We start from the raw sequence: 24,253 nt of genomic DNA on the forward strand, positions 1-24,253 counted from the left end.
TCGTCCGGCAGGAGGCCTGCCCATGAGGCATTCACAGATTCACTGGCGCAGAGCGTGCGGGGGGATCGCGGCGGCCGCGCTGCTGAGCCTTCCGCCGGCCGTCGGGAGCGCGTACGCCGTCACGACACCGCCCGCGCCGTCCGCCTCCGCCACGGCGTCCAGTTCCCCGTCCGCCTCGCCGTCCGTGGCCGGCGACTCCGGCTTCGCCCAGCTCGACCCGGCCATGGCCGCGCGTCTGGACACCGCCGTCAAACAGGTCATGCGCGAGGCGAACGTGCCCGGCGTGATGGTGAGCCTCTCGGCGCCCGGCAAGGGGAGCTACGTCCGGTCCTTCGGCGTGGCCGACAAGGCGACCGGCGCCCCCATGACGCCGAACCTCTACATGCGGATCGGCAGCGAGACCAAGACCTTCACCGTCACCGCGCTGCTCGAACTGGTCGACCAGGGCAAGCTCGGCCTGGACGACCCGATCGGCAAGTACATCTCGGGCGTCCCCAACGGCGACAGGATCACCCTGCGTCAACTGGCCGAGATGCGCAGCGGGTTGTTCAACTACTCCGAGGACAGCGCCTTCGCCACGGCGATGCTCTCCGACCCGCGCAAGCCGTTCACACCGCAGCAACTGCTCGACTACTCCTTCAAGCACCCGGTCCTGTTCCAGCCGGGGGAGAAGTTCCTGTACTGCAACACCAACCTGGTCCTGCTCGGACTGGTCGTCGAGAAGGCGAGCGGAACGCCGCTCAACGAGTACATCGCCCAGAAGGTCCTGAAGCCGGCCGGGCTGACCCACACCAGCTTCCCGACCGACGCCGCGTTCCCGAGCCCCCACGCGCAGGGCTACACCAACCAGACCCTGTCCGGGAAGGTCGAGGTGACCACGGACTGGAATCCCTCCTGGGGCTGGGCCGCCGGAGCGATGATCTCCGATCTCCAGGACCTCAAGAGCTGGGCCCGCACGGTCGCGACCGGCACCCTGCTGTCCCCCAGGACACAGGCGGAGCGGCTGAAGACCATCCCGTCGACGATCCCCGGCGCGGGCTACGGCCTCGGCATCTTCAACATCCAGGGCTGGATCGGCCACAACGGCTCGCTGCCGGGATACGAGTCCCTCACGATCTACCTGCCCGAGGCGAAGGCCACCCTGGTGGTCCTGCTCAACACGGACATCCTGCACAACAAGAGCGAGCCGAGCACCCTCTTCGGCCAGGCGATCACCAAGATCGTGAGCCCGGGGCACGTGTTCAACATTCCCGTGGTGGAACCCCGCCCGTCCACCGCGCCGTCGTCCTCGTCCTCGCCGTCTCCCTAGGCTGCAACGCGCGACGGCCCGCCCCCACGGAAGGGGGGCGGGCCGACTCGCCACGGACCGACTCGCTACGGGCTTACTAGTCCGTGCCGAACTCCATCGCCGCACGGTCCAGGAGCTCGTCGTCACCGGAGGCCTGGCCCCGGGAGGCGATGACCTCGGCACCGCCCTCGGGCATCGCACCGATGAGGTTGGTGGCCGCCGCCTGCGCGGCGCCGATGAGCTCGGGGTGCGCGGTGCCGACGATGCCGAGGCCCGCGTACTGCTCGAGACGGGCGCGCGAATCGGCGATGTCGAGGTTGCGCATCGTGAGCTGACCGATCCGGTCCACCGGGCCGAACGCCGAGTCCTCGGTACGCTCCATCGACAGCTTGTCGGGGTGGTAACTGAACGCGGGGCCCGCGGTGTTGAGGATCGAGTAGTCCTCGCCGCGCCGCAGCCGCAGGGTGACCTCGCCGGTCACGGCCGAGCCGACCCAGCGCTGGAGCGACTCGCGGACCATCAGCGCCTGCGGGTCCAGCCAGCGGCCCTCGTACATCAGCCGGCCAAGGCGCCGGCCCTCGTTGTAGTACTGGGCGAGGGTGTCCTCGTTGTGGATCGCGTTCACGAGACGCTCGTACGCGGCGTGCAGCAGCGCCATGCCGGGCGCCTCGTAGATGCCGCGGCTCTTGGCCTCGATGATCCGGTTCTCGATCTGGTCGGACATGCCCATGCCGTGACGGCCGCCGACGGCGTTCGCCTCCATGACCAGGTCGACCGGCGAGGCGAACTCCTTGCCGTTGATCGTGACCGGACGGCCCTGCGCGAAGCCGATCGTGACGTCCTCGGTGGGAATCTCCACGGACGGGTCCCAAAAGCGCACGCCCATGATCGGCTCGACCGTCTCGACCCCCGTGTCCAGGTGCTCGAGCGTCTTGGCCTCGTGGGTGGCGCCCCAGATGTTGGCGTCCGTCGAGTACGCCTTCTCCGTGCTGTCGCGGTAGGGCAGCTCGTGGGCGAGCAGCCACTCCGACATCTCCTTGCGGCCGCCGAGCTCCGTCACGAAGTCCGCGTCCAGCCAGGGCTTGTAGATCCGCAGGTGCGGGTTGGCGAGCAGGCCGTACCGGTAGAACCGCTCGATGTCATTGCCCTTGAAGGTCGAGCCGTCGCCCCAGATCTGGACGTTGTCCTCCAGCATCGCCCGCACCAGGAGGGTGCCGGTGACGGCACGGCCCAGCGGGGTGGTGTTGAAGTAGGCGCGGCCGCCCGAGCGGATGTGGAACGCGCCGCAGGCGAGCGCGGCCAGGCCCTCCTCGACCAGCGCGGCCCGGCAGTCGACCAGACGCGCGATCTCGGCACCGTAGGCCTTGGCGCGGCCCGGCACCGAGGCGATGTCGGGCTCGTCGTACTGGCCGATGTCGGCGGTGTAGGTGCACGGGACGGCGCCCTTGTCGCGCATCCACGCGACCGCGACGGAGGTGTCGAGGCCGCCGGAGAAGGCGATGCCGACGCGCTCGCCGGCGGGCAGGGAGGTGAGAACCTTGGACATAGGAAGAGTATGCATCTTCCTGAATGTTTATGCAACCTGCCGAGGGGGCGCCTCCCGACTTACCGCCGGGCCCCTGCCGGGCCCCTGACGGGCACCGGTTGGGCTCCGGTTGGGCTCCGGTCGGGCCGTGGTCGCGCTCTCGGCTCAGCCCGGCCGTTCGCCGCCGGTTTCGGCAGCCGTACGCGCCCGCGCGGCCGCCTCCGCCTGCGGCGCGGTGGCGAGCGCACGGACCGCGAACTCGGCCGGCAGATCCCGTCCATCGCCGGCCGGGAGCGCTTCCAGCGCGACGACGACCGCACGCGTATGGCGGTCGGCCAGGGCGAGTGAGGCCTCGATCACCCCCGACGACCGCAGGATCGCGGCCAGCACGGCCAGCACGGCCAGCACGGCCAGCACGGCCAGCACGGCCAGCACGGCCAGCACCTCGGCGGGATCGCCATGCCCGGACAGGCAGTCCTCGCTACTCCCGCGAACCGTGGCGCCCGACTCGCTGTGAGCGAGGATGACCGGCAGTGCGGGGCGCCCGTTGCGGATGTCACTCGTCGGTACGGACGGTCGCCCGAGGAGAGCGCGATCAGGGGGAATGGCCGCGCGGGCGGGGAGCCGGGCGGCCGGGGAGCCGGGGAAGCTCGGGAGGGCCGGGGCCGGCCGGGGGTGTCGGCTCGTGTGCGGTCGGCGGAGCCTTGGCTACGCGTACGCCAGCGGGTCCCCGAGCACCCTTCGTACGACGCGGCCCGCCGCTCCCCGGGCGGCGTCCCCCGCGAGCGACGACGCGCGCAGGCGGCCGCTGTCGGGGGGCCACAGGCCCGACACCGTGCGCCGGGACAGTTCGCGGTCGGCGGCGGGAGCGAGCCAGGGCGTCAGGGCGCGGTAGATGCCGCCGAGCACGACGGCCTCCGGGTCGAAGAGGTTGACCGCACCGGACAGGACGATGCCCAGCATGCGACCGGCGTCGGCCAGCGCGCCGAGAGCGCTCTCGTCGCCCGCGCGTGCCCGGCGTTCGAGCTCGCTGACGCCCGGCACGCCGGAATCCTCGCCGAGTCCCGCCGAGCGCAGCAGCGCCAGCTGGCCCGCGTACTGCTCCAGGCAGCCCCGCGATCCGCAGCGGCACCGCGGGCCGTCCGGGTCCACCACGGCGTGCCCGATCTCCCCCGCGAAGCCGTGCGCGCCGCGCAGCAGTTCGCCTCCGACCACCAGGGCCCCTCCCACGCCGATCTCCCCGCTCAGATACAGGAAGTGGTCCACCCGCTCGGCCGGGGAGCCGAACCACAGCTCGGCGAGGGCGGCCAGGTTGGCCTCGTTGTCCGAAGTCACGGGCAGGGCAGGGGAGTTGGGGAGGAGATGCTGGAAGGCCTCGCCGAACAACGTCTCCGCCTCGACCTGGCTCCAGCCCAGGTTGGGCGCCTGGCGAACGGTGCCCCGGGAGACCAGACCCGGCAGCGCGAGCTCCACGCCGACCGGACGCAGGTCCTGCTCGATTGACGAGTCCACGGCGCGGGCGGCGATCCGTGCGGCCCGCTCCAGCACGTCGGCCGCCGGCTGGCCCCGGTTGTCCAGATGCTCGGTCAGACGGACCCGGTCGGTGCCCGCGAGATCCACCACGCACACCGAGACGTAGTCGACGTTGATCTCGACTCCGGCCCCGGCAGGACCGGTGCGGGCCGGGATCAGCATGGTGCCGGGGCGTCCGGCCTGGCCGCTGAACGACTTGCCCGACTCCGTCAGGAACCCGCCCCGGATGAGCTGATCGGCGAGCGAGGACACCGCGGCCCGGGTCAGACCGGTACGGGCCGCGGCCCCCGCGCGACTGAGAGCGCTCTCGTCGTGCACGGCCCGCAGTACCAGACTGAGGTTGTGCCGCCGCACGGTGTCCTTGTCGGCCTTGGGTGCCAGGGGTGTGGCTCGGCTGCGCCGCGAAGTCGGTCGGTCGTCGTCCATATCACCCATGAGCCTAATCCCCGCCCGGAATGCGGGGGCGGCCCACGAGCCGGGCGCTGTAACGGCCGTCGCGCGGCCGGACGGGTGCGGTGGGGCGGGTGCCGGTGGGGCGGCCGGCCGCACCCCGAGAGCGCTCTCGGGGTGCGGCCGGCCGCCCCACCCCCGCCAGGAGGGCGCTCGCGCCCCCGGCCGCCGCCCCGCGACGCCGACCGGCCCGCCCGAGGAAGACACGGGAAAACGGTCTCCTGGTGAAATGCACAGCGATCCCTTACCGCTCCATGGTTCGTTCTTTCCCTCCCTTTTCTTCAAGGTCATTCGCGCTCCGGACATTTACGAGCCCGTGCCCGATATCCCTCCCACGGCAATTCCCCCGTATTGGCCAAAGGTTGACCTGTTCGGTGGAGAGCCGCAGGTGAGCTGTCAGTATGGTCTGCCGCATGGCCCCCCATCGTCCGGCGCTCCCGGTCCTTCCCTATCGCAAGCCCAAACTCGGCCGGGATTACTGGGTGTTGGACGATGTGCTGCCCAATATCGATGAAGTCAGGGCGCGTTGTGTCGCCAAGGACGACTGGGTGGAGGGATATCCGCACAAGCCCGAATCCTGGCCCGGACTTCGCGCCATGCCGGGTCTCGCACCCGCCGAGCTCGCCCGGGTGGAGCGTCTGGTCAAGCAGCACACCGGAGCCAAGGAACTCTGGCAGGCCGTGGCTCCGGGCGGTGCGACCCTCAACCACAACTGCGTGCAGGTCGTCGGCGCCGGTGAGAGCGAGCCGCGTCCGCACACCGACTCGCGCGCGCTGTGCCGTTACGCGGCGGTGCTCTACCTCAGCCCGACAGCCCCCAAGGACTGCGGCACCAGTTTCTTCCGGCAGAGCCTGCCCGGCGGTGTCCTGGGCGGCAACATGGTCACGGCGCCGCACAACAACCTGGTGGAAGCGCTCGGAACGCGCTTCGTGCCCCCGGACTCCTTCACCGAGGACGTACGCGTCGCCCACCGCTACAACCGGCTCCTGCTCTACACCGCCAACACCATGCACAGCGCCACCAACTACTGCGGCAGCACCCTCGAAGACAAGCGCATGACCGCGGTCTTCTTCTGGATGGCGTGAGCGCCGCTCGCGGGCGCCCCGGCACGAGCTGGCGCCCCGGCACGAGCTGGCGCCCCGGCACGAGCTGGCGCGCCGGTACGCCACAAGCATGGGGCGCCGGGCGTGACATGGGGTTCCTGTTCGTTTCCCGTACCGCGGAACGTCACAGTGACGACATGGGGTCTTTCGCGGCCCTGGGTGTTCTTGATACACCCCTCTCGCCCCCCTGTTCCCTCACGCTTGCAGAGGCCTCCACTCATGGCTGAACTCAACCGGCGCCGGTTCATGCAGCTCGCGGGCGGCACCGCCGCCTTCGCCGCGCTGTCGCAGAGCATCGCCCGGGCCGCCGCCATCCCGGCCGCGGGCACCACCGGCACCATCCAGGACGTCGAGCACATCGTCGTCCTGATGCAGGAGAACCGTTCCTTCGACCACTACTTCGGTTCCCTGAAGGGCGTCCGCGGCTTCGGCGACCCGCGTCCGGTCACCCTGCCCAGCGGCAAGTCGGTGTTCCACCAGGTCGGCGGCGGCAAGGAAGTGCTGCCGTTCCGGCCCAAGGCGGACAAGCTCGGCCTGCAGTTCATCCAGGACCTGAACCACGACTGGGCCGGCAGCCACAAGGCGTTCAACAACGGCAAGTACGACCAGTGGATCCCCGCCAAGACCTCCACGACGATGGCGTACCTCACCCGCGAGGACATCCCCTTCCACTACGCGCTGGCCGACTCCTTCACCCTCTGCGACGCGTACCACTGCTCGTTCATCGGCTCCACCGACCCGAACCGCTACTACATGTGGACCGGCTACACGGGCAACGACAACACCGGCGGCGGGCCCGTCCTCGGCAACGACGAGAAGGGGTATAGCTGGACCACATACCCCGAGCGCCTGGAGGAGGCCGACGTCTCCTGGAAGATCTACCAGGACACCGGCGACGGACTGAACGCGGCGGGCGGGTGGGGCTGGATCAACGACGCCTACCGCGGCAACTACGGCGACAACTCCCTGCTGTACTTCAACAATTACCGCAACGCCCAGCCGGGCGACCCGCTGTACGACAAGGCGCGCACCGGCACCGACGCCAAGAACGGCGACGACTTCTTCGACATCCTCCGGGCCGACGTCCAGGCCGGGACGCTGCCCCAGGTCTCCTGGATCGCCGCCCCCGAGGCCTTCACCGAGCACCCCAACTGGCCCGCGAACTACGGCGCTTGGTACATCTCGCAGGTCCTGGACGCGCTCACCTCCAACCCGGAGGTGTGGGCCAGGACCGCCCTGTTCATCACGTACGACGAGAACGACGGCTTCTTCGACCACGTCGTCCCGCCCTTCGTGCCCTCCGGCGCGGACCAGGGTCTGTCCACCGTCGAAACCGCTCCCGACTACTTCCCGGGCAACGCCAGTTACGCGGCCGGGCCCTACGGACTCGGCCAGCGCGTGCCGATGCTCGTCGTCTCGCCGTGGAGCACCGGCGGCTACACCTGCTCCGAGACGTTCGACCACACCTCGATCATCCGGTTCATGGAGCGCCGCTTCGGGGTGCGCGAGCCGAACATCTCGCCCTGGCGGCGCGCCATCTGCGGCGATCTGACCTCCGCGTTCGACTTCAGCCGCAGCCAGACCGCGGAGCCCGTCCTGCCGTCGACGGCGGCGTACCTCCCGCCGGACCACAACCGCCACCCCGACTTCGTGCCGGTGCCGCCCACCACCGGCACCCTGCCCAAGCAGGAGCGCGGCACCCGGCCCACCCGGCCGCTGCGCTACACCCCGTTCGTGGACGGGGCGGCGAACGTGAGCACCGGCAAGTTCACGCTCACCTTCAGCGGCGGCGCCTCGGCCGGCGCGCAGTTCCTCGTCACCTCGGCCAACCGTACGGACGGCCCGTGGACCTACACCACCGAGGCCGGCAAGACGATCTCCGACGCCTGGAACACCACCTATTCGAGCGGGGTCACCAACCTCAGCGTCTTCGGCCCCAACGGGTTCCTGCGGACGTTCCGCGGACCCGGCAGGACGGCCGGACCGGAGGTCACCGCACGCCACAACGCGGGCACCGGCAACCTCGACCTGACCATGACCAACGCGGGCAAGGCCGCCGTCCACCTCAAGGTCGCCAGTGCGGCCGCCTACGGGGGAGCGGCCCAGACCTTCACGGTGGCCGCGGGCGCGACCGTCAGGTTCAGCGTCGACCTGCGCGCCGGCAAGAGGTGGTACGACGTGTCGGTGACCTCCGACGCCGACACCACCTTCCTGCGCCGGTTCGCCGGACATGTCGAGACCGGCGCGACGGGCGTGAGCGACCCGGCGCTGCTCACCGTCTGACCCCGCCTGACCCGCATGGCCCGTCCGACGCCGTCGGCAGACGGCGGAGGGGCCCCCACCCGCACGGGTGGGGGCCCCTCCGCCGCGGCGCGATCAGGCCGCGTCGGCGCCGCCGAAGCGCTCTCGGTAGGTCTCCAGGTCCTCATCGGTGATCTTCGCGAAGAGGACGGGCGGCACCGTGAAAGCGGTCCCCGCGGGAACCGCGTCCAGCGCCCTGGCCTGCTCCGGGGTGACCCAGCTCGCCGTGTCGTCCGCGAGCGCGAACGCGGCGCGCATCGCCTTCGCCGAGGACGGGATGAACGGCTCGGACACCACCGAGTAGAGGTGGATCAGGTTCATCGCCGTGCGCAGGGTCAGCGCGGCGGCCTCCGGGTCGGTCTTGATCTCCAGCCAGGGCGCCTTCTCCTCCAAGTAGGAGTTGCCGGCCGACCACAGCGCCCGCAGCGAGGCGGCCGCCTTGCGGAACTGGAGCGCTTCCATGTGGCCCTCGTACTCGGCGAGCAGCCCGGCGATCTCCTCACCGAGCTTCGTCTCCGCGGGCCCGGCCTCGGCGCCCGCCGGCACGTCGTCGCCGAAGCGCTTGCGGGAGAACGACAGTACGCGGTTCACGAAGTTGCCGAGCGTGTCCGCGAGGTCCTTGTTGACCGTCGCCGTGAAGTGCTCCCAGGTGAACGACGTGTCGTCGGACTCGGGGGCGTTGGCCATCATGAAGTAGCGCCAGTAGTCGGCGGGCAGGATCTCCAGCGCGTCATGGGTGAAGACACCACGGCGCTGCGAGGTGGAGAACTTGCCGCCGTAGTAGTTGAGCCAGTTGAAGGCCTTGACGTAGTCGACCTTCTTCCACGGCTCGCGCACACCCAGCTCGGTCGCCGGGAACATCACCGTGTGGAACGGGACGTTGTCCTTGCCCATGAACTCGGTGTACCGGACGTCGGCCGCGCCCTCGGGCTCGTACCACCACGACTTCCAGTCGCGGTTCGCCGGGTCGAGGTCGGCCCACTCCTTCGTCGCGCCGATGTACTCGATCGGGGCGTCGAACCAGACGTAGAAGACCTTGCCCTCGGCGGCCAGCTCCGGCCAGGTGTCGGCCGGCACCGGCACGCCCCACTCCAGATCGCGGGTGATCGCGCGGTCGTGCAGGCCCTCGGTCAGCCACTTGCGGGCGATCGATGAGGCGAGCTGCGGCCACTCGCCGCCGACCCGGTCGATCCACTCCTCGACCTCGCCCTGGAGCTTGGACTGGAGCAGGAACAGGTGCCGCGTCTCGCGGACCTCCAGGTCGCTGCTGCCGCTGATCGCTGAACGCGCTTCCAGCAGGTCGGTCGGGTCCAGGACGCGGGTGCAGTTCTCGCACTGGTCGCCGCGCGCCTTGTCGTAACCGCAGTGCGGACAGGTGCCCACGATGTAACGGTCCGGCAGGAAGCGGTCGTCGGCGACCGAGAACACCTGGCGGATAGCCCGCTCCTCGATGAACCCGTTCTCCGCGAGCTTGCGCGCGAAGTGCTGGGTGATCTCCACGTTCTGCTGCGAGGAGCTGCGGCCGAAGTAGTCGAACGCCAGCTGGAAGCCGTCGTAGATCGCCTTCTGGGTGTCGTGCGCCTGCGCGCAGAACTCGGCGACCGACAGACCCGCCTCCTTCGCGGCCAGCTCGGCGGGGGTGCCGTGCTCGTCGGTGGCGCAGATGTACAGGACGTCGTGGCCGCGCTGGCGCAGATAGCGGGAGTACACATCCGCGGGAAGCATCGACCCGACCATGTTGCCCAGGTGCTTGATTCCGTTGATGTACGGCAGCGCGCTGGTGATCAGGTGTCGAGACATCCTCGGATGCTCCTTATGTTCGTACGTGCGGAACCGCGGCGAGGCCACGGCGAACCCAGGTAGGGAGGGCCCGTCCGGAGGATCGCACCAGGTGACGCCCCCGCCCGACGGGCAGGGCCATGCTATCGAACCGCCCGCGCCCTTCTTGCCGGAATTCCGGGCGCCCGGCGGCGCCCGGCCCGCCCCGAGCGGAAGCCGGCGATCGCGTCCTCGCACCGCTGCGGGAACGAGCCCTGCCCACGCTCCCCGGTGGGGGAGCGCGGGCAGGGAGGGAGAGGGATCACGGGACTGAGAGCGCTCTCGGCGAGCGTCCCCCGACCCCGACCCCGACCCCGGCGCCCCGACCCCGGCGCCTCAGCCCCGGCCTCCCAGCTCCGGCCCTCGGCCCCGCCCTTTCATCCCGCGCTCTCGGCCGCCGCCCTCACGCGCCGTGTGGCACCCGGGAGGGTCGGCCCCGGCCGCGGGTCAGGCGGTAGCCGCCGACGCCCGCGAGCGCGGCCAGCACGCCGCCCGCGGCCGTCCACAGCCAGCGGTCGGTCCACCAGCCCGACGCCCAGCCGCCGTCCGGTTCCACCGAGGACCTCGCGCCGAGCGGGGTGGCCAGGCTGCCGTCCACGGCGTGGGCACCGCCCGTGTCCAGGACGGTCGGCTCGACCTCCGCCGTGAACGGCAGACCCCGGTCCGTGTCCGGCAGCGAGACCGCCGTGAGCCGGACGTAGTAGCTGCCCGGCAGCGGCTCGGCGGACCAGGTGTCGGCCCAGGCGACGGTCGGCCGCAGGGTGCAGGACAGCTCGACCGCGGTCGCGTCCTGCCCCGCGGAGCGCGACTGCGTCCCGTACATGCACGGCTGGCGGCGGCGCAGCCCGTCGTACACGTCGATGCGCCAGGTGGACGCGCCGTGCCGCGACGCGGCTTCGGGGAGCGTGACCTTGGCCGCGACGGTCGGGCGCTGCCCGGCGTCGGCCGGGAACATCCAGTACAGATAGTCGCCGCTGGACGCGGACGCCGTGGCCTTCTGGCCCTGCCGCACGGCGACCGCGGTACGGAACGCGGTACCCGCCTCCGTGGGCGCGGCATCGCTCTTCGCGGCGGAAGGGCTCGGTGAGGGCGAGTCGGCGAGGGCTGCCTGCGCCCCGCCCAGCAGGGCCGCGCCGGCCAGCGCCGCCGCCGCCAACATCCGTACGGTACGCATCAGTTGGCCCCCGGGGTGAGTGATGGTGTTCGGCATCAGCTGGTCCGCCAGACCGCGATGCGCCAGCGCGAGATCCAGCCCCACACCAGGCCCGCCACGAGCCCGGTCAGCGCGAGCGCGCCGAGCAGCCACCAGCCCCGGCCGAGGCCGAACGCGGCCACGTCGGACGCCTGGTCCGGCCCGTCCACCACCTCGATGGCCAGCTCGACCGGCAGGCCCGGGTCGGTCTTGACGCCGGGCGCCGCGGAGAAGGAGTTGGACACCTGGAGGCAGACGGACTCGGGGGTCGACTTGTCGTCCGAGTCGTCGGCCGGGGCCTTGGGGTAGCGCAGACCCGTGGAGATCACGTCGGTGCGTCCGTCGCCCGCCTCGGAGCCTCGCACGATCTCCCGCCCGTGCGCGGTCACCGCCCGCAGCAGCACGCCGTAGTCGGGGTTGGTCTGCCGGTCCACGCCGATGCTCGCGGAGGCGCGCAGCTCCTGGCCGGGCAGCACATCGACCTTGTAGGAGCGGTGCTCGGCGAACTTCTCGCGGTCCGTGTACAGGCCGGGCTTGAGCTGGGGAGCGCTCTCACAGCTCGCGGCGCCCGCGGTGGCCACCGGCACCTGGACCGGGTCCGCCGCCCGGTCCACCAACTGCTTCACCTTGCCGGAGAGTTGATCGGTGTGCTGCACCGAGGTGTAGGTGCCGCCGGTCGCCTCGGCGATGCAGGTGAGCTGCTCGCGGGTCTTGGCGTCCGGGATCAGGCCGAGCGTGTCGATGGTGAGGTGGATGCCCTGGGCGGCGATGTCGCGGGCCACCTCGCACGGGTCGAGCGGCTGGCAGGTGTCCTCGCCGTCGGTGATCAGCACGATCCGGCGGGTGGTGTCGCCGCCCTTGAGGTCCTGGGCCGCACCCTGGAGCGCCGGCCCGATCGGGGTCCAGCCGGTGGGCGCGAGCGTGGCGACGGCCGTCTTGGCCTCGGTACGGTTCAGCGGGCCGACTGGGTAGAGCGCCCGGGTGTCCTTGCACCCCACCTTGCGGTCCTCGCCCGGGTAGTTGGCGCCCAGGGTCCGTATCCCGAGCTGGACCTCCTGCGGGACCGCGTCGAGCACCTCGTTGAACGCCTGCTTGGCGGCGGCCATCCGCGACTTGCCGTCGATGTCGGCGGTCCGCATGGAACCCGAGACGTCGAGGACGAGGTCGACCTTGGGCGCGGCCTGCTCGGACTGCCCGTCGAGCCGGGCGGCCGCGGAGGCCGTGTCCGTGGCCGGGAGGATGCCGGTGGCGAAAGTGGCGGCCAGCGCGCACACTCCGGCCGCCAGCCGTTTTCTGGTGATCATCGCCGGATCCTATGGAAGCATCGGTACCCGGCCCAAATCGGCCCGCCCCGGCCGCGCTTGTGCGGCGCGGGGGTTACGGCGTCTTCTGCGGGCTCTGGACGAGGGCGAGTTCACGCTCCGTCAGCGGAGGGTTTGCCAGCGGCGGTCGGCCGGGACCGCGGAGCGCGGCCACCAGCACCCCGGGGCGCGCCAGCGCGGTGACGGGTGCGGTGAGCGTCATGACGTCCGTCAGCGCGGTGGCGACCGTGTAGTCGCCGGTCGAGGTGTGGATGAGGCGGTCGACGCAGCGGCCCACGAACCGCTCGACAGCATGGGGCCGGCGGGCCGTCGCGCCGGGATAGAAGATGTCCTGGCCCGCCAGCAGCCATGCCGTGCGCACCGGGCCGGCCACGGCGCACTGGACCCGTCGGGCGAGCCGGGGAGCGGTGACGCCCTGCGTGGCCAGGGCCTCGCGCAGCGCGAGTGCGCCCTGGGCCGCCACCGACATGCCGTGGCCGTACACCGGGTTGTACACCGCGACGGCGTCGCCGAGTGCCGCGTACCCCTCGGGCCAGCCCCTGACCTTCTCGAAGAAATGCCTGCGGCTGGCGGTGTGGGCGAAGGTGGACACGTCGCTGAGCGGCTCGGCGTCGGCGATGAGCCGACCGACGACCGGATGCCGGGCGCCCAGGGCGAAGGGCGCGAAGGCGTCGGGGTCGCCCGTCGGCCGCGCGCCGCGCGTGCCCGAGAGCGTGACCAGCCACTGGCCGCCCTCGATGGGCAGGATGACAGCGGTCCTTCCGGGCGCCGACGCTCGCGCGTTCGCCTGCACGTTGACCACCGGGAAGCTCTGAGTCCCGGCCGGTGAGCGGAAGACGCGGCTGGCGTAGACCACGCCCGGATCGATGACGTCCTCCCGGGCCGCGGGTACGCCGAGGGCGCCGAGCCATCGCCTCGTGTGAGCGCCCCGACCACTGGCGTCCACCGTGAACTCCGCCGGGAGCAGCTCCTCGGACCCGTCGGCCCTGCGCACTCGTACCCCCGTGACCCGGCGCGCGCTTCCTTCGAGTGCGATGACACGGGTCGAGTCGAGGACGGTGACGCCCGGAAGTCCGCGGACCCGCTCGCGGACGGTGGCGTCCAGGAGGTCCCGGCCGCATGAGATCAGATAGTGGGAGTCGCGCCAGCGCCTGTACCAGCCCTGTGGTGAGAGCGCGACCATCTGGGAGGTGAGCGGGATTCGTCGGGCACCCGCGGCGAGCCAGGCTTCGGTCACTCCCGGCAGCAGCTGTTCCATCGCCTCCGCGCCGCCCGACCACAGGATGTGGGCATGCCGGGCCTGCGGCAGGTGGCTCCGCGGCTCGGGGCCGTGAGGCAGGGCGTCCTGCTCGACGACGGTGACGTGGCCGACCGAGCCACTGAGCGCGGCGGCGGCCAGCATGCCGGCGAGTCCGCCGCCGACGACCACCGCGGCCGGTCTGTGGGACGGTGCCGACGGGACGTCCGATGTGCTCATGGGTGTGTGTTCTCCGACCTTGCCGCGTTGACGCGGACTGCTTCGACGATGGCTGAACAGCTGTAGGCCTGGGAGACGCCGATCAAGTCGCGGGCGCGCCCGATGGTCGGGGAGGGATCCGGCGCGGTGGCGGACAGGGCCGCGCCTTCCGGGTCGTTGTTCCGGGCGGCGAGTGCCGCCGCGATCATGGCCGCATCCGCGACCGCTTCGGCCTGCTTGGGCTCGGCACCCGAGCGGAGCGCGGCGTCGAGGGCCTCGCCGTGCAGGGTGCGGTCGAAGTACGGGGCGAGGGAGAGGAAGCCGTCGAGGATGCCGGACTCGCGCTGGGTGAGGCGCAACCGCACCGGCGACCACCAGTTCATCTTGACCGCGGCGCATGCGGGAGCCGGTGCCGCGTGCAGGGCGCACCACAGCGGACCGAGCTTGCGGTACGCGGACCACGACCTCCAGGTCTCCGAGAGCCGGGGTCCCACGAGCGGGACGATGAAGCCCGAGCCGATGAGCAGCGCGGACACCGACGCCACGGGGGGCGCCACACCCGTGCTGAGGTAATCGAGGTCGCGGCCCAGCCAACGAGCGCCCACAGCCACGTACTTGACGGCGTCGAAGACCAGGTTGAGCAGGTAGCCCACGACGATCAGGACGAGCCCTGCCCGCAGCCAGCCCCGCACCTTCAGGGACCACCCCCAGCACAACCAGGTGGTGACCAGCGCCGCGACGGTGTGCGCTACCAGATACAGGACGATCATCTCGCGCATGTACGCGGTGTTGGCGTAGTACGTGTCGAGGTCGCGCAGCCGTTCCACCGGGGCATCGGCGAGCGCGAACAGCGTGAACAGGGTGATGATCACCAGCGAGTACGCGGTGACGCACCGCAGCGTCACCCGGCGGGCCGCCTGCGGCGGGCCGCCCCGCCAGTTGATGATGAGCACCAGGCAGGAGGCGCTGAACGCGGTGAGGATCGAATACACCAGCGGCGCCGAGAAGTTCGGTACACCGGTGATCCTGTTGATCCCCGCGATGGTGGTGGGAGCGGCGAAGAAGAACACTGAACTCGCCACGATCAGCAGGGCGTTGACCGTGCGCAGGAGCGGGTCGCGCCAGGTTTGCCGGATGCCCGGGAGGCGACACGCGAAAGCCGTGATCAGCAGGATGGCGGGCAGATAGAATTCCGGGTCCCGCACGCCTCAGCCCTGCGGCCAGCGGTAGCCCAGGGCGGCCTCGATGCGGCCGGCGAGCAGCTCGCGGTCGGGCCCCCGGCCGCCGGAGGCTTCGAGCCAGGGACGGCACTTGCTTCCGAGGAGCAGACCGAAGCTCTCGGCGTCGGTCTCCTCCGAAAGGTGTGAACGGGTGCGGGCGGCCACCTTGCGTACGGCCGCGCCGAGGTCGCCCTCCGCGTGCAGCAGCCGGGCCGCGACCGCCGTACCGTCCACGTGGTGGCTTCCGTGGCCCGCGTTCATGTGCCACAACTCGTGCCCCAGGATGACCAGTTGATGGTCGGGCGCGGTGCGCTCCTCCACCACCACCAGGTCCCGGTCCGCCATGTCGAGCCACAGGCCGCTCGCGGTGCCGGGCGGGAAGGCCGCCATGCGGAACTCGACGGGACGGCCCCGGCGCCGGCTCATGCCCTCGCACAGGGCGGTGTACAGCGCGGTCGGCTCCGCGGGGGCGGGGATCGTGATTCCCGCGACCAGCTCGCCGCACAGCCGGCGCATCTCCTTGCCTATGCCCACCGTTCTCCCCGCAAGCCGTTCATCGAGCAGCACTTCGTCGAGCAATCCGTCCCTGCCCAGCACTTTGCCGAGCCGTGCGCGATTGATCCAGTCAACATTGAGCCGGAGTTCGTTGAACTCGGCATCACCGCGAGGCCGGAAATGAACGGACTCGGTTGTCCGGACAGGGCGGCGGGCGCGGCGGACCGCAGGGGCCGGGCGGTGCGGAACACGTCAGGATTCCGACCGCTTCACGCTCTCCAGGAGCATGTCCAGCCACTCGGTGACCTTGTCGCGGTGCTTGTCGGTGGGCAGTTGGGCGGCCCGCCAGGCGATGCCGCGCACCCCGTGGTCCTGGAGCAGCCGCTCCAGCGCGTCGCCGCCCGGGGCGCCGGCGAGGGCCACCTCCCGTTCCCGCCCTGCGAGTTGCTGCAGAAGCTCCTGCTCGGTGCGCAGCAGGGCGCCGCCGAGCGCGTCGGTGTCGTCGGCGGTCAGGAACCCCGCGTGCACGCCGAAGAAGCGCTGGATCGCGTCACAGTGCTCCATCGTCGGGCGGCGGTCGCCGTTGATCAGCGCACCCGCCTGCTGGCGCGACATGCCCGCGCCGTCGGCGATCTCCTGCTGGGTGTGCGGGCGCCCGTTGGGCTTGAGCCGGGTGCTGCGCAGGAGGCTGAACCGTTGGAGGAAGCGGGCCTGCAAGTCGGGTTCGCCGGCGGGCCGCCCGTCGAGCAGGGCGGCCACGACGTCGGCGGGAACGCCCGAGGCCTCGGAGAGCCGGTGGACGTCGAACACGTCCGCCTGGCCCATGCCGAGCTTGTCGGCGAGCTCGGCCACACGGGCGACGACGGCCGCGAGGGGGCCCGTGGCCGCCGGTCCCGGAACCAAGAAGCCGTCCGTCACCAGTAGTTCTCCTAGATCATGCGAAGTCTGTGGGCGCAACAGTGGATGCTCCGGAGATTAGCGGGTCCCGGCAACAACAACCAGAACTTGCCACAGTTGTGGCGCAATCAACGCTTCGGGGGGCCGGAATGCCACGATGCTTGACATCATTGTGGTGGCGGTATCAGGATCGCCACGCGGTGTGAAGATCGCCCTCCGAGCCCCGGGCGGGCCCGAAGGCCGGCCGCCGCACTCGCGGGCCAGCAAGAGGAGTCGCGTACTCGATGGCGGAAGAATCGGTGGCGAAGGATTCGGTGACCAAGGTTCCGGCAGTGCGGGCCCTGATGACGGGGCGGCCCTTTGCCCTGGTCCAAGAGCCGCCCGGACAGCGGACGGCCGCGAGAGAGCGCGCCGCCGACGACACGACGACCGTGAGAACACAGGCCCCCGGGCTCCCGGACGACCCCGAACTGCGGGCCTACGTCGAGGACTACTTCGCGATGACGGACGCCCTGCCCTTCCCGTCCGTGGTCCTCGACCCGGGCTGGGGCGTGGCCCACACCAACCCGGCCTACGACGCGCTCTTCGGCGGCATCGGACCGCACCCCACGGCCATGCCCGACCACAACTTCCTGCGTTTCGTCCTGTTCCACCCGGACGCCGCCGCGGTGCTCGCCGAGCACGAGACGGCCTGGTGCCTGCCCCTGCTGGCCCAGTTCGCCGCCGCCCTCGCCGACGATGAGAGCGCTCCCGGCCTGCAGGACATCCGCCGCGAGATCGCCGACGACCCGATCATGGACGCCGCCTTCCGCCTCGGACTTCCACACTGGGTCGACGCGGTGGGCGACGCGGCCGTCCACCACGACGGAGCGGTACGCCATCTGCGCCACCCCGACCCCAAACGCGGCCGCACCAGCTGCCGCCTGGTCAACGAATCCCCGCGCACCCTGCGGAAGTTCGGGCTGCGCCGCCTGACCCTGGTGCTCCGCGAGAACGAGCCGCCGCCCGCCGTCCGGCGGGTCCGCGCCCACCTCACCGTGGTGCCGGTCTCCTAGCACCCCGGGGCACCGCACGATTTCGGCCAACCCCGAACGAACTCGGCCCGCCGCAAAGGATGTTGCTAGCGTGGCCGGGGCAGGCGGGGCGGCAGGACATCGGGGGCGGACATGCTGGATCCCACATCGACGGCGGCCGTCGGCGCCGTACTCGGCGCGATCGGCGCGGGCCTCGCCAACGAAGCGGGCAAAGCGGCCTGGGAGAGCGCCGGAGGGCTGGTACGCCGCATCGTCGGCCACGAGGTCCGCGCCCCCACAGGCCGCGACGAACTCGACGGCATCGCCCAGCAGGTCCACGACGCGGTACGCCAGGACCCCGCACTGGCCCGGGCCTGGACGGCGTTCGCCCGCAGCGCCCCGCGCCCCGGCCGCCCCACCCGGGTGCCCGCACTGCACGCCTCCACCCGGTTCTTCACCGACCGCGACAGCGAGCGCAAAGCCCTGAGCAGAGAAGCCTTCCGCAAGGCGGACGGCCGGCCCCGCATCGCCGTGCTGCACGGCCCGCACGGCATCGGCACCAGCGCCCTCGCCCTCCACTGGGGCTGCACCCAGGCACGCCGCTTCCCCGACGGACAGCTCTACGCCGACCTGCGCGGCACCGGGACCGGCACAGCCTCGGGAGCCGACCCCTCGACCGTACTGCGCCTGCTGCTGGGCAAGTTGGGGATCGGGGCCGGGGAGATCCCGCCCGCCACCGAGGACCGCCAGGCCCTGCTGCGCGACTGCACGGCCGACCGCCGGATGCTGATCGTCCTCGACCACGCCAGGTCCGCCGCGCAGATCCACCCCGTACTCACCTCCACGCCCGGCGTGTTCGTCGTCGTGGCGGCCCGCCATCCGCTGCCCGGCCTCGACGCGGTGGGCATCCCGGTCGGCCCCCTCGCCGACAAGGACGCGCGACGGCTGCTCACCGAGGTCGTCAAGGCCGGGAACGTGGCGCTGGACCGGGCGGCCCTGCCCGCCGTGGTGGCCCGCTGCGCCGGCTCCCCCTACGCGCTCCGCGCCGCCGCGGCCCGCCTCACCGAGCGGCACTGGCGCCAGGAAGCACAGCCCGCCGACGACGCGGCCCGCACGGCGGTGGCTGACGGCATCCGCGCCCTGACACCGGACGCCGCACGCGGACTGCGCCTGCTCGCCCAGCGCGACTGGCCCGCGATCGGGACGCCCCTGGCCGCCGCCGGCCTCGGCCTCGACGAGACCTCCGCCGAACGGGTCCTGACGGAGCTGGCCGCCGCCCAATTGCTGGAGAGCGCTCCCAGCGGCGGCACGGACGGGAACGGGGGCCCACGCACAACGGGCGGCGCCTACCGGATCAGACCCCTCATCCGCGAGTACGCAGCGACGGAGGCACTGCGCGAGGACGGCATCGCGGCGGCGCAGGACGCCGTACGGCACGCGGTCCGCTGGTGCGTCACCTTCGCGGAACCGGCGAGCCGGGCGGCCCTCAGCCACGGCTGGCGCCTGGGCGACACGGAGCCGCCGGCACCGGGCGGCGTACGGTACAGGGACGCGGGCGAGGCCCTGGGCGCCCTGCGCGCCGAACTCGGAAACCTGCTCCAAGCCGTCGGCGCCGCCGAGGAGTTGAGGGACCCCGACGCCGTCTTCCGGCTGAACCAGGCCCTGTGGCCGGTCCAGCTGAAGATGGGCTGCCACGACGAACTGCTCCCCGCCCTGCGCGCGGGCGTCCGCGTCACCGAGGCCCGCGACCCCGCCTCCCGCGAGGCCGCTCGTATGCACACCCTGCTCGGTCTGAACCTCATGGAACTCGGGCGGTGGACCGAGGCGGAGAGCGCTTTCACCGCCGCCGCCCACGCCGAACGGGCCGCCGGCCACAACCGGGGCCACGCCACCGCCGTCGAGTCCCTAGGGCTGCTGCGCCTTCGCGAGTGGCGCTTCGAGGAGGCGTACGACTGCTTCGAGGAGGCGGATCGCATCCTGGACGGTGTCACCGCCGACGGCGAGGGAAGCCGCGATCTGCCAAGGGCCCGCGCCCTGTTGGAACGCCACCGGGGCCGGGCCCTGCGCGGTCTCGCCCGGTGGACGGAGGCGGAAACCCGGCTCGAGAGCGCTCTCGCGTTCTTCCGGGAGACCCGGGAGGCCTACAACACGGCCCGCACCCTCACCGACCTCGCCGAGACCTTCGAGGCGAGCGGCCGGGCCGCGGCCGCGCTGCCGCTGATCGACGAGGCGATCGCGTCCCTGACGAACGAACAGGCCCACTACCACCTGATCCACCTGAGAGCGCTCCGCGAACGGTGCGCGGGGGAGCGCTCTCAGGACTGAGCCGGCCCTCAGGGCGACGCCGGCTGCCGCAGTCCCCGAAGGAGCAGATCGACGAGTCGGCGGGGGTCGTAGCGGGGGTCGCTGTCCCGCCCGATGCACAGGTTGCCGATACCCCGCATCAGCTCGTACGCCTGCGTACCGGGCGCGATCTCCCCGGCCTCGACCGCCGCGTCGAGCAACTGGGCGCACACGGGCACCAGACGCTCCTGGAAATGGGCGAGTAGAGCGTCGAACCCGCCGGCGTCCGACTGCATCGCCTTGGCGAGCCCGTGCTTGGTGACCAGGAAGTCGACGAAGAGGTCGGCCCACTGACGCAGGGCGGCGAAGGGCGAGTCCCCGTCGGCCAGCAGGGTCGGCCCCGCCTCGGCGCACGCCTCGACCTGATGGCGGTAGACGGCGACGACGAGATCGGCCCGGGTCGGGAAGTGGCGGTAGATCGTCCCCATGCCCACGCCCGCCCTGGCCGCGATCTCGCGAATAGGCGCGTCGACGCCCGAGGTGACGAACACCGCCGCGGCGGCGTCGAGCAGCGTCTGCTGATTGCGCACCGCATCGGCCCGCTTGCCTCTGGCCGCTCCGTCCCCGGTGGCACTCGTCCTGGGCACCGCGGTCTCCTTCCGATCACCATTGACTAAACGGAACAGTGCTCCGTATATTAAACGGAACGACGTTCCGCTTACAGCCTAGCGGAATCCCGCCGGGCATACCCGACTGCCCACCCCTGTGCCCGTACGCCCCATGACACCTACGCGGAGTTCGGTCACGGCGGAAGGCGGCGAAAGCCGGCCACGCCGACAGAGGCGGCAGGCGGGCGGCAGGACTACAGGCCGGCCGGACTTCAGCGTGACGTCCTCCATGCCTCGACACGGCTCAACACCCCCTAGAAATCCCCCAGTACGCCCACCCAGTGAAAGGTCCTGCACACCATGAGCGAATCGACTCCCACCCGTGCGGTCGACGCCCGCATCACGTCGCACGTCCCCGCCCTGTCGGTCGGCCCGATCGTGCTGCCGACCCCCGGCCGCGCCGTGGACCTGCGCCTACGAGTCACCGCGCCCCAGACCGGCACCGGCACCGACCTCCCGCTCATCCTCCTCTCCCACGGCCAGGGCCACTCGAACCACCTCTCCTCACTGAACGGCTACGCCCCCCTCGCCCACTACTGGGCCGCCCGCGGATTCGTCGTGATCCAGCCCACCCATCTCAGCTCACGCACACTGACCCTCGACCCCGAAACCCCCGGAGCGCCCCTCTACTGGCGATCCCGGGTCGAGGACATGACCCGCATCCTCGACCGGCTCGACGAGATCGAATCGGCCGTCCCCCAACTCCCGGGCCGATTGGACCGCGACAAGATCGCCGTAGCCGGGCATTCGATGGGAGGCCACACCGCGAGCCTGCTCCTCGGGGCCCGGCTCACCGACGACGACGGCACGGAAGTGAACCTGACCGAGCCAAGGATCAAGGCGGGGCTCCTGCTCGCTTCGCCCGGCCGAGGTGGTGACGCTCTCACCGAGCAGGTGGCGGCGAGCTACCCCGTCTTCCTCACCACGGACTTCACCCACATGGCCACCCCGGCCCTCGTGGTCGCCGGCGACCAGGACACCTCCTCGCACATGACCGTCAACGGGCCGTCCTGGCACGCCGATCCGTACCACCTCGCGCCCGGCCCCAAGACCCTGCTCACCCTGTTCGGCGGCGAACACGGGCTCGGCGGCATCAGCGGATACGACGTCGCCGAAACCACCGACGAGAACCCCGAGCGGGTCTCCACCGTCCAGCGCCTGACCTGGGCCTACCTCCGCTCCGAGCTCTACCCGGGGGACAAGGCCTGGCAGTTGGCGTGCCAGGACCTGGCGGCGGGCGACCACCCGGCGGGACAGGTCGAATCCAAGCAGGCCCCGTGACCACCATCGGCGCGCCGTGACGGCTGCGGGGAGCGCTGTCTCGCCGTGACGGACACCACGGCGCCCGTCATCCCGTGCCGGATACGGCGATGGCCGTCATCCCATGACGGTGACGTGGTGTGCGATGGGGCCCGTGCGGACGGCCAGCCCCTTGTCGATCGCCTGCCGCACGGTTCGGCCCGAGGTCAGCCACGCATGCAGGGCGGAGGCCGCGGCCGCCGGGTCGAGGCCGTCCAAACCATCCGGCTCGCCGGCGAGGCGCAGGAGCACCCCGCCGCGCGTCCGCACCGTGCACTCGTCCGGGCCCGTGATGTAGGCGGCGAGCGCACTGTGCGGGTGGCGCGCGAGTACCTCGGACGTCCACCCGGCGGGCGAACCGAACCGGACGTCGCCCGGTGCGCCGTCCCTCAACAGGACGTCGGCCAGGGCGAGTTGCTCCGGATCGCGAGTGTCCTCATGGACGGCCAGGTGGAGGTGGCCCTCGCCCGCTGGCTCGTACCGGGGGTCCGCGTACCGCGTCATATGGATCTCGTACGGGTCCTGCGTCACCCGGGTGAGAACGCTCAACGAGGCCGTGGGCGACGGGAGTTGGCGAGGCGGTAGCCGAAGAGGCTCCAGGAGCGCGGGCCACCGGGGCTCGGGAACGCCGATGAGGCGGTAGAAAAGCCGTCGCAGCAGGGCCGCCGAGGCCCCGGGCGCGGAGGTGGTGAGGCGGGCCGGACCCGGGAGGGGGCGATGCCGCGCCAGCAGGGCGTCCAATTGCGCGGCCAGCGGCCCATGCGGGTCGAACTGGGGGGCCTGGCCCACGAATTCGGCTACCGGGGACCGCGGGTCGAGGCCGCCGGAGGGAGCCGCGCCGAGCAGGACCGGGGTGCCCAGAGCCGCCGCGTAATAGCTGACCGAGCCATGGTCGCCGATGACCACATCCGCCGCGAGCAACGCCTGGCGCCAGTCGTGCAGCGGGTCGACGAGGGCGAGGCCGGCCCGCAGCGCCCGGTCGAGCCACGCTCGGATCTGGCCGGGGCCGTGTCCGTACCAGATGTTGGGGTGCAGCACGGCAGCGACGCGGTACTCGTCGGCGGGCAACTCGGCGGTGAGCCGGGGAAGCAGCGAGGGAAGTACGTCGTCCCCGCCGCCGTCACCGAACAGCGACTCGGGGTTCCAGGTCGAGTTCAGCAGCACCAGACGCTGGCCTCGGCGGACCCCGAGCGCCCTGCGAAAGCGCTCTCGGTACGGGCGGGCCGCCAGCATCCGGTCGAAACAGGGATCACCCGCGAGGACGGCCGTCGGAACCGCTTGCGGGCACGCCGCCCGCAACCGGTCCAGTTGCTCGGGGTGCGAAAGGACCATGGCGTCCGCGATCGGCTCGCCCTGGTGCAGCAGCCACTCGGGGGAGAGGCCGAAGACGGGCGCGGAGGTGAGAGCGCTCTCAGGCGAAACCGAAGGTGAGCCCCCGCAGGGTGGCGGCGCCGACGGCGAGGACGAGGGCTCGGGCGAGAGGTGTCCGGTGTCCGGTGTCCGGTGTCCGGTGTCCGGTGTGGAGAGCGTCTTATTGTAGCCGACACCATGGGAGAGCAGGGTCAACGGCCCGGAAATTCGGTGGAGTTGGCCTCCCAGGCTGGCCGTGATCGCCAGGTCCACCGGCGTGCTGAGCGCCTGCTCCCAGGGGAGCACCGGCACCCCTGTCTCGGTGAGGAGCGCCTCAACCCCGCCGTCGAACGCGGACGATCCCGTGTGGGTGGCCAGCAGTTGTACACCCATGTCGTCGTCGAACAGCGGGAGCACATCGAGCAGCCGGGTCGCCGAGGTCACGTTGTGCACCACGAACAGCACGCGCCGACAACCGCCACGCGTCGCCCAGCGGTGGGCATCGACCCCGACGGGCACCCGGATGTGCCGACCGCCCACCCCGCCGATCACCGGGTCGCCCCCTGCCCCCCGCTTCACGTCCGCGCCATCCCCTCGTTGTGGTGCGGCCACGATAGCGAGGGCGGCCCGAAGCTCTCGCGCCCGGTCGAGGACTGGGCCGAAGCGCGCAGGGCTGCCCGACCGCTACTGCTCCATATGGCTGCTCCTGCCTATTGCCGGGTGTGCGTCGCGCTCTCGACCCTCGACCCCGTATCGGATGCCCTTGGGGGTCCGGCGCCCCGCTGTGAGGCGACCGGCGTCAGTCGATGGGTGGGGCGTGAGGGGCGCGCGTGAAGCTCGGCTGTTGGCCTGCTTAAGAAATCCTCGATGGACTCGGCGGCCAGGTCTCGGCAGATTGGTGATCAGCAAGATCGGCCGGTCCCACCGGACCGTCCCATCCTTCGCATCCGTCAGCCGACACCGAACATCCGACATCCGACATCCGGCGTCTGACATCTGACATCTGTCAGTCGTCCACTGTCCGCCCCACCCCTCGCCCC

General features: G+C 71.5%; 18 protein-coding genes. 6 read left to right on the forward strand and 12 right to left on the reverse strand.

Going from position 1 to position 24,253, the window contains the following annotated elements:
* Window positions 1–22: 22 nt before the first annotated feature.
* A complete protein-coding gene (locus N4G70_RS14760) occupies window positions 23–1,309 on the forward strand; it encodes a serine hydrolase (protein WP_261713072.1) in 1,287 nt (428 codons plus the stop codon).
* Window positions 1,310–1,385: 76 nt separating this feature from the next.
* Here N4G70_RS14760 and argG read toward each other — a convergent pair whose 3' ends face one another.
* The 3 genes from argG to N4G70_RS14775 all read right to left on the reverse strand — a co-directional run bounded on the left by argG (window position 1,386) and on the right by N4G70_RS14775 (window position 4,772).
* Window positions 1,386–2,834 (reverse strand): argininosuccinate synthase, encoded by a 1,449-nt coding sequence (argG, locus tag N4G70_RS14765; protein ID WP_261713073.1) that lies wholly within the window; start codon window positions 2,832–2,834, stop codon window positions 1,386–1,388.
* A 144-nt stretch (window positions 2,835–2,978) separates the two neighbouring features.
* Complete coding sequence (locus N4G70_RS14770; protein WP_261713074.1) at window positions 2,979–3,248, reverse strand: hypothetical protein; 270 nt, start codon at window positions 3,246–3,248, stop codon at window positions 2,979–2,981.
* Window positions 3,249–3,521: 273 nt separating this feature from the next.
* The gene (locus N4G70_RS14775) at window positions 3,522–4,772 is read right to left on the reverse strand and encodes an ROK family protein (RefSeq protein ID WP_261713075.1); all 1,251 of its coding nucleotides are present in this window, start codon (window positions 4,770–4,772) and stop codon (window positions 3,522–3,524) included.
* A 437-nt stretch (window positions 4,773–5,209) separates the two neighbouring features.
* Here N4G70_RS14775 and N4G70_RS14780 point away from each other — a divergent pair, with 437 nt between their 5' ends.
* Together N4G70_RS14780 and N4G70_RS14785 are read left to right on the forward strand one after the other, a co-directional pair.
* Window positions 5,210–5,881 (forward strand): DUF6445 family protein, encoded by a 672-nt coding sequence (locus N4G70_RS14780; RefSeq protein WP_261713076.1) that lies wholly within the window; start codon window positions 5,210–5,212, stop codon window positions 5,879–5,881.
* A gap of 237 nt (window positions 5,882–6,118) precedes the next feature.
* The gene (locus tag N4G70_RS14785) at window positions 6,119–8,182 is read left to right on the forward strand and encodes a phosphocholine-specific phospholipase C (RefSeq protein ID WP_261713077.1); all 2,064 of its coding nucleotides are present in this window, start codon (window positions 6,119–6,121) and stop codon (window positions 8,180–8,182) included.
* 93 nt (window positions 8,183–8,275) lie between these two features.
* Here N4G70_RS14785 and metG read toward each other — a convergent pair whose 3' ends face one another.
* From metG to N4G70_RS14820, 7 genes are all read right to left on the reverse strand, one after another.
* On the reverse strand, window positions 8,276–10,000 hold the full coding sequence (gene metG / locus N4G70_RS14790; protein ID WP_261713078.1) for a methionine--tRNA ligase: 1,725 nt from the start codon (window positions 9,998–10,000) through the stop codon (window positions 8,276–8,278).
* Window positions 10,001–10,421: 421 nt separating this feature from the next.
* Window positions 10,422–11,192 carry a hypothetical protein gene (locus N4G70_RS14795; protein WP_261713298.1) on the reverse strand — a complete coding sequence of 257 codons (771 nt, stop codon included), beginning with the start codon at window positions 11,190–11,192 and terminating at the stop codon, window positions 10,422–10,424.
* A gap of 35 nt (window positions 11,193–11,227) precedes the next feature.
* Window positions 11,228–12,514 (reverse strand): VWA domain-containing protein, encoded by a 1,287-nt coding sequence (locus N4G70_RS14800; RefSeq protein ID WP_261713079.1) that lies wholly within the window; start codon window positions 12,512–12,514, stop codon window positions 11,228–11,230.
* Window positions 12,515–12,587: 73 nt separating this feature from the next.
* The gene (locus N4G70_RS14805; protein WP_261713080.1) at window positions 12,588–14,009 is read right to left on the reverse strand and encodes an NAD(P)/FAD-dependent oxidoreductase; all 1,422 of its coding nucleotides are present in this window, start codon (window positions 14,007–14,009) and stop codon (window positions 12,588–12,590) included.
* On the reverse strand, window positions 14,006–15,193 hold the full coding sequence (locus tag N4G70_RS14810) for an MAB_1171c family putative transporter (RefSeq protein WP_261713081.1): 1,188 nt from the start codon (window positions 15,191–15,193) through the stop codon (window positions 14,006–14,008). Before N4G70_RS14810 ends, N4G70_RS14805 begins: the two co-directional genes overlap by 4 nt.
* 3 nt (window positions 15,194–15,196) lie before the next feature.
* Window positions 15,197–15,724 carry a toxin-antitoxin system, toxin component gene (locus N4G70_RS14815; protein ID WP_261713299.1) on the reverse strand — a complete coding sequence of 176 codons (528 nt, stop codon included), beginning with the start codon at window positions 15,722–15,724 and terminating at the stop codon, window positions 15,197–15,199.
* A gap of 231 nt (window positions 15,725–15,955) precedes the next feature.
* Entirely contained in the window at window positions 15,956–16,621 is a 666-nt protein-coding gene (locus N4G70_RS14820) for a helix-turn-helix transcriptional regulator (RefSeq protein WP_261713082.1), read from the reverse strand.
* A 263-nt stretch (window positions 16,622–16,884) separates the two neighbouring features.
* On the opposite strand from N4G70_RS14820, the gene N4G70_RS14825 reads away from it, so the two are divergent.
* Both N4G70_RS14825 and N4G70_RS14830 read left to right on the forward strand, forming a co-directional pair.
* The gene (locus N4G70_RS14825) at window positions 16,885–17,655 is read left to right on the forward strand and encodes a hypothetical protein (RefSeq protein WP_261713083.1); all 771 of its coding nucleotides are present in this window, start codon (window positions 16,885–16,887) and stop codon (window positions 17,653–17,655) included.
* Window positions 17,656–17,766: 111 nt separating this feature from the next.
* Entirely contained in the window at window positions 17,767–19,938 is a 2,172-nt protein-coding gene (locus tag N4G70_RS14830) for a tetratricopeptide repeat protein (RefSeq protein ID WP_261713084.1), read from the forward strand.
* An 8-nt stretch (window positions 19,939–19,946) separates the two neighbouring features.
* On the opposite strand, the gene N4G70_RS14835 is transcribed toward N4G70_RS14830, so the two are convergent.
* Window positions 19,947–20,543 (reverse strand): TetR/AcrR family transcriptional regulator, encoded by a 597-nt coding sequence (locus tag N4G70_RS14835; RefSeq protein WP_261713085.1) that lies wholly within the window; start codon window positions 20,541–20,543, stop codon window positions 19,947–19,949.
* A gap of 321 nt (window positions 20,544–20,864) precedes the next feature.
* Here N4G70_RS14835 and N4G70_RS14840 point away from each other — a divergent pair, with 321 nt between their 5' ends.
* Complete coding sequence (locus N4G70_RS14840) at window positions 20,865–21,845, forward strand: alpha/beta fold hydrolase (protein ID WP_261713086.1); 981 nt, start codon at window positions 20,865–20,867, stop codon at window positions 21,843–21,845.
* 96 nt (window positions 21,846–21,941) lie between these two features.
* Here N4G70_RS14840 and N4G70_RS14845 read toward each other — a convergent pair whose 3' ends face one another.
* The gene (locus tag N4G70_RS14845) at window positions 21,942–23,792 is read right to left on the reverse strand and encodes a hypothetical protein (RefSeq protein WP_261713087.1); all 1,851 of its coding nucleotides are present in this window, start codon (window positions 23,790–23,792) and stop codon (window positions 21,942–21,944) included.
* Window positions 23,793–24,253: the final 461 nt, after the last annotated feature.

Source organism: Streptomyces sp. ASQP_92, assembly GCF_025399895.1.
GTDB lineage: Bacteria > Actinomycetota > Actinomycetes > Streptomycetales > Streptomycetaceae > Streptomyces.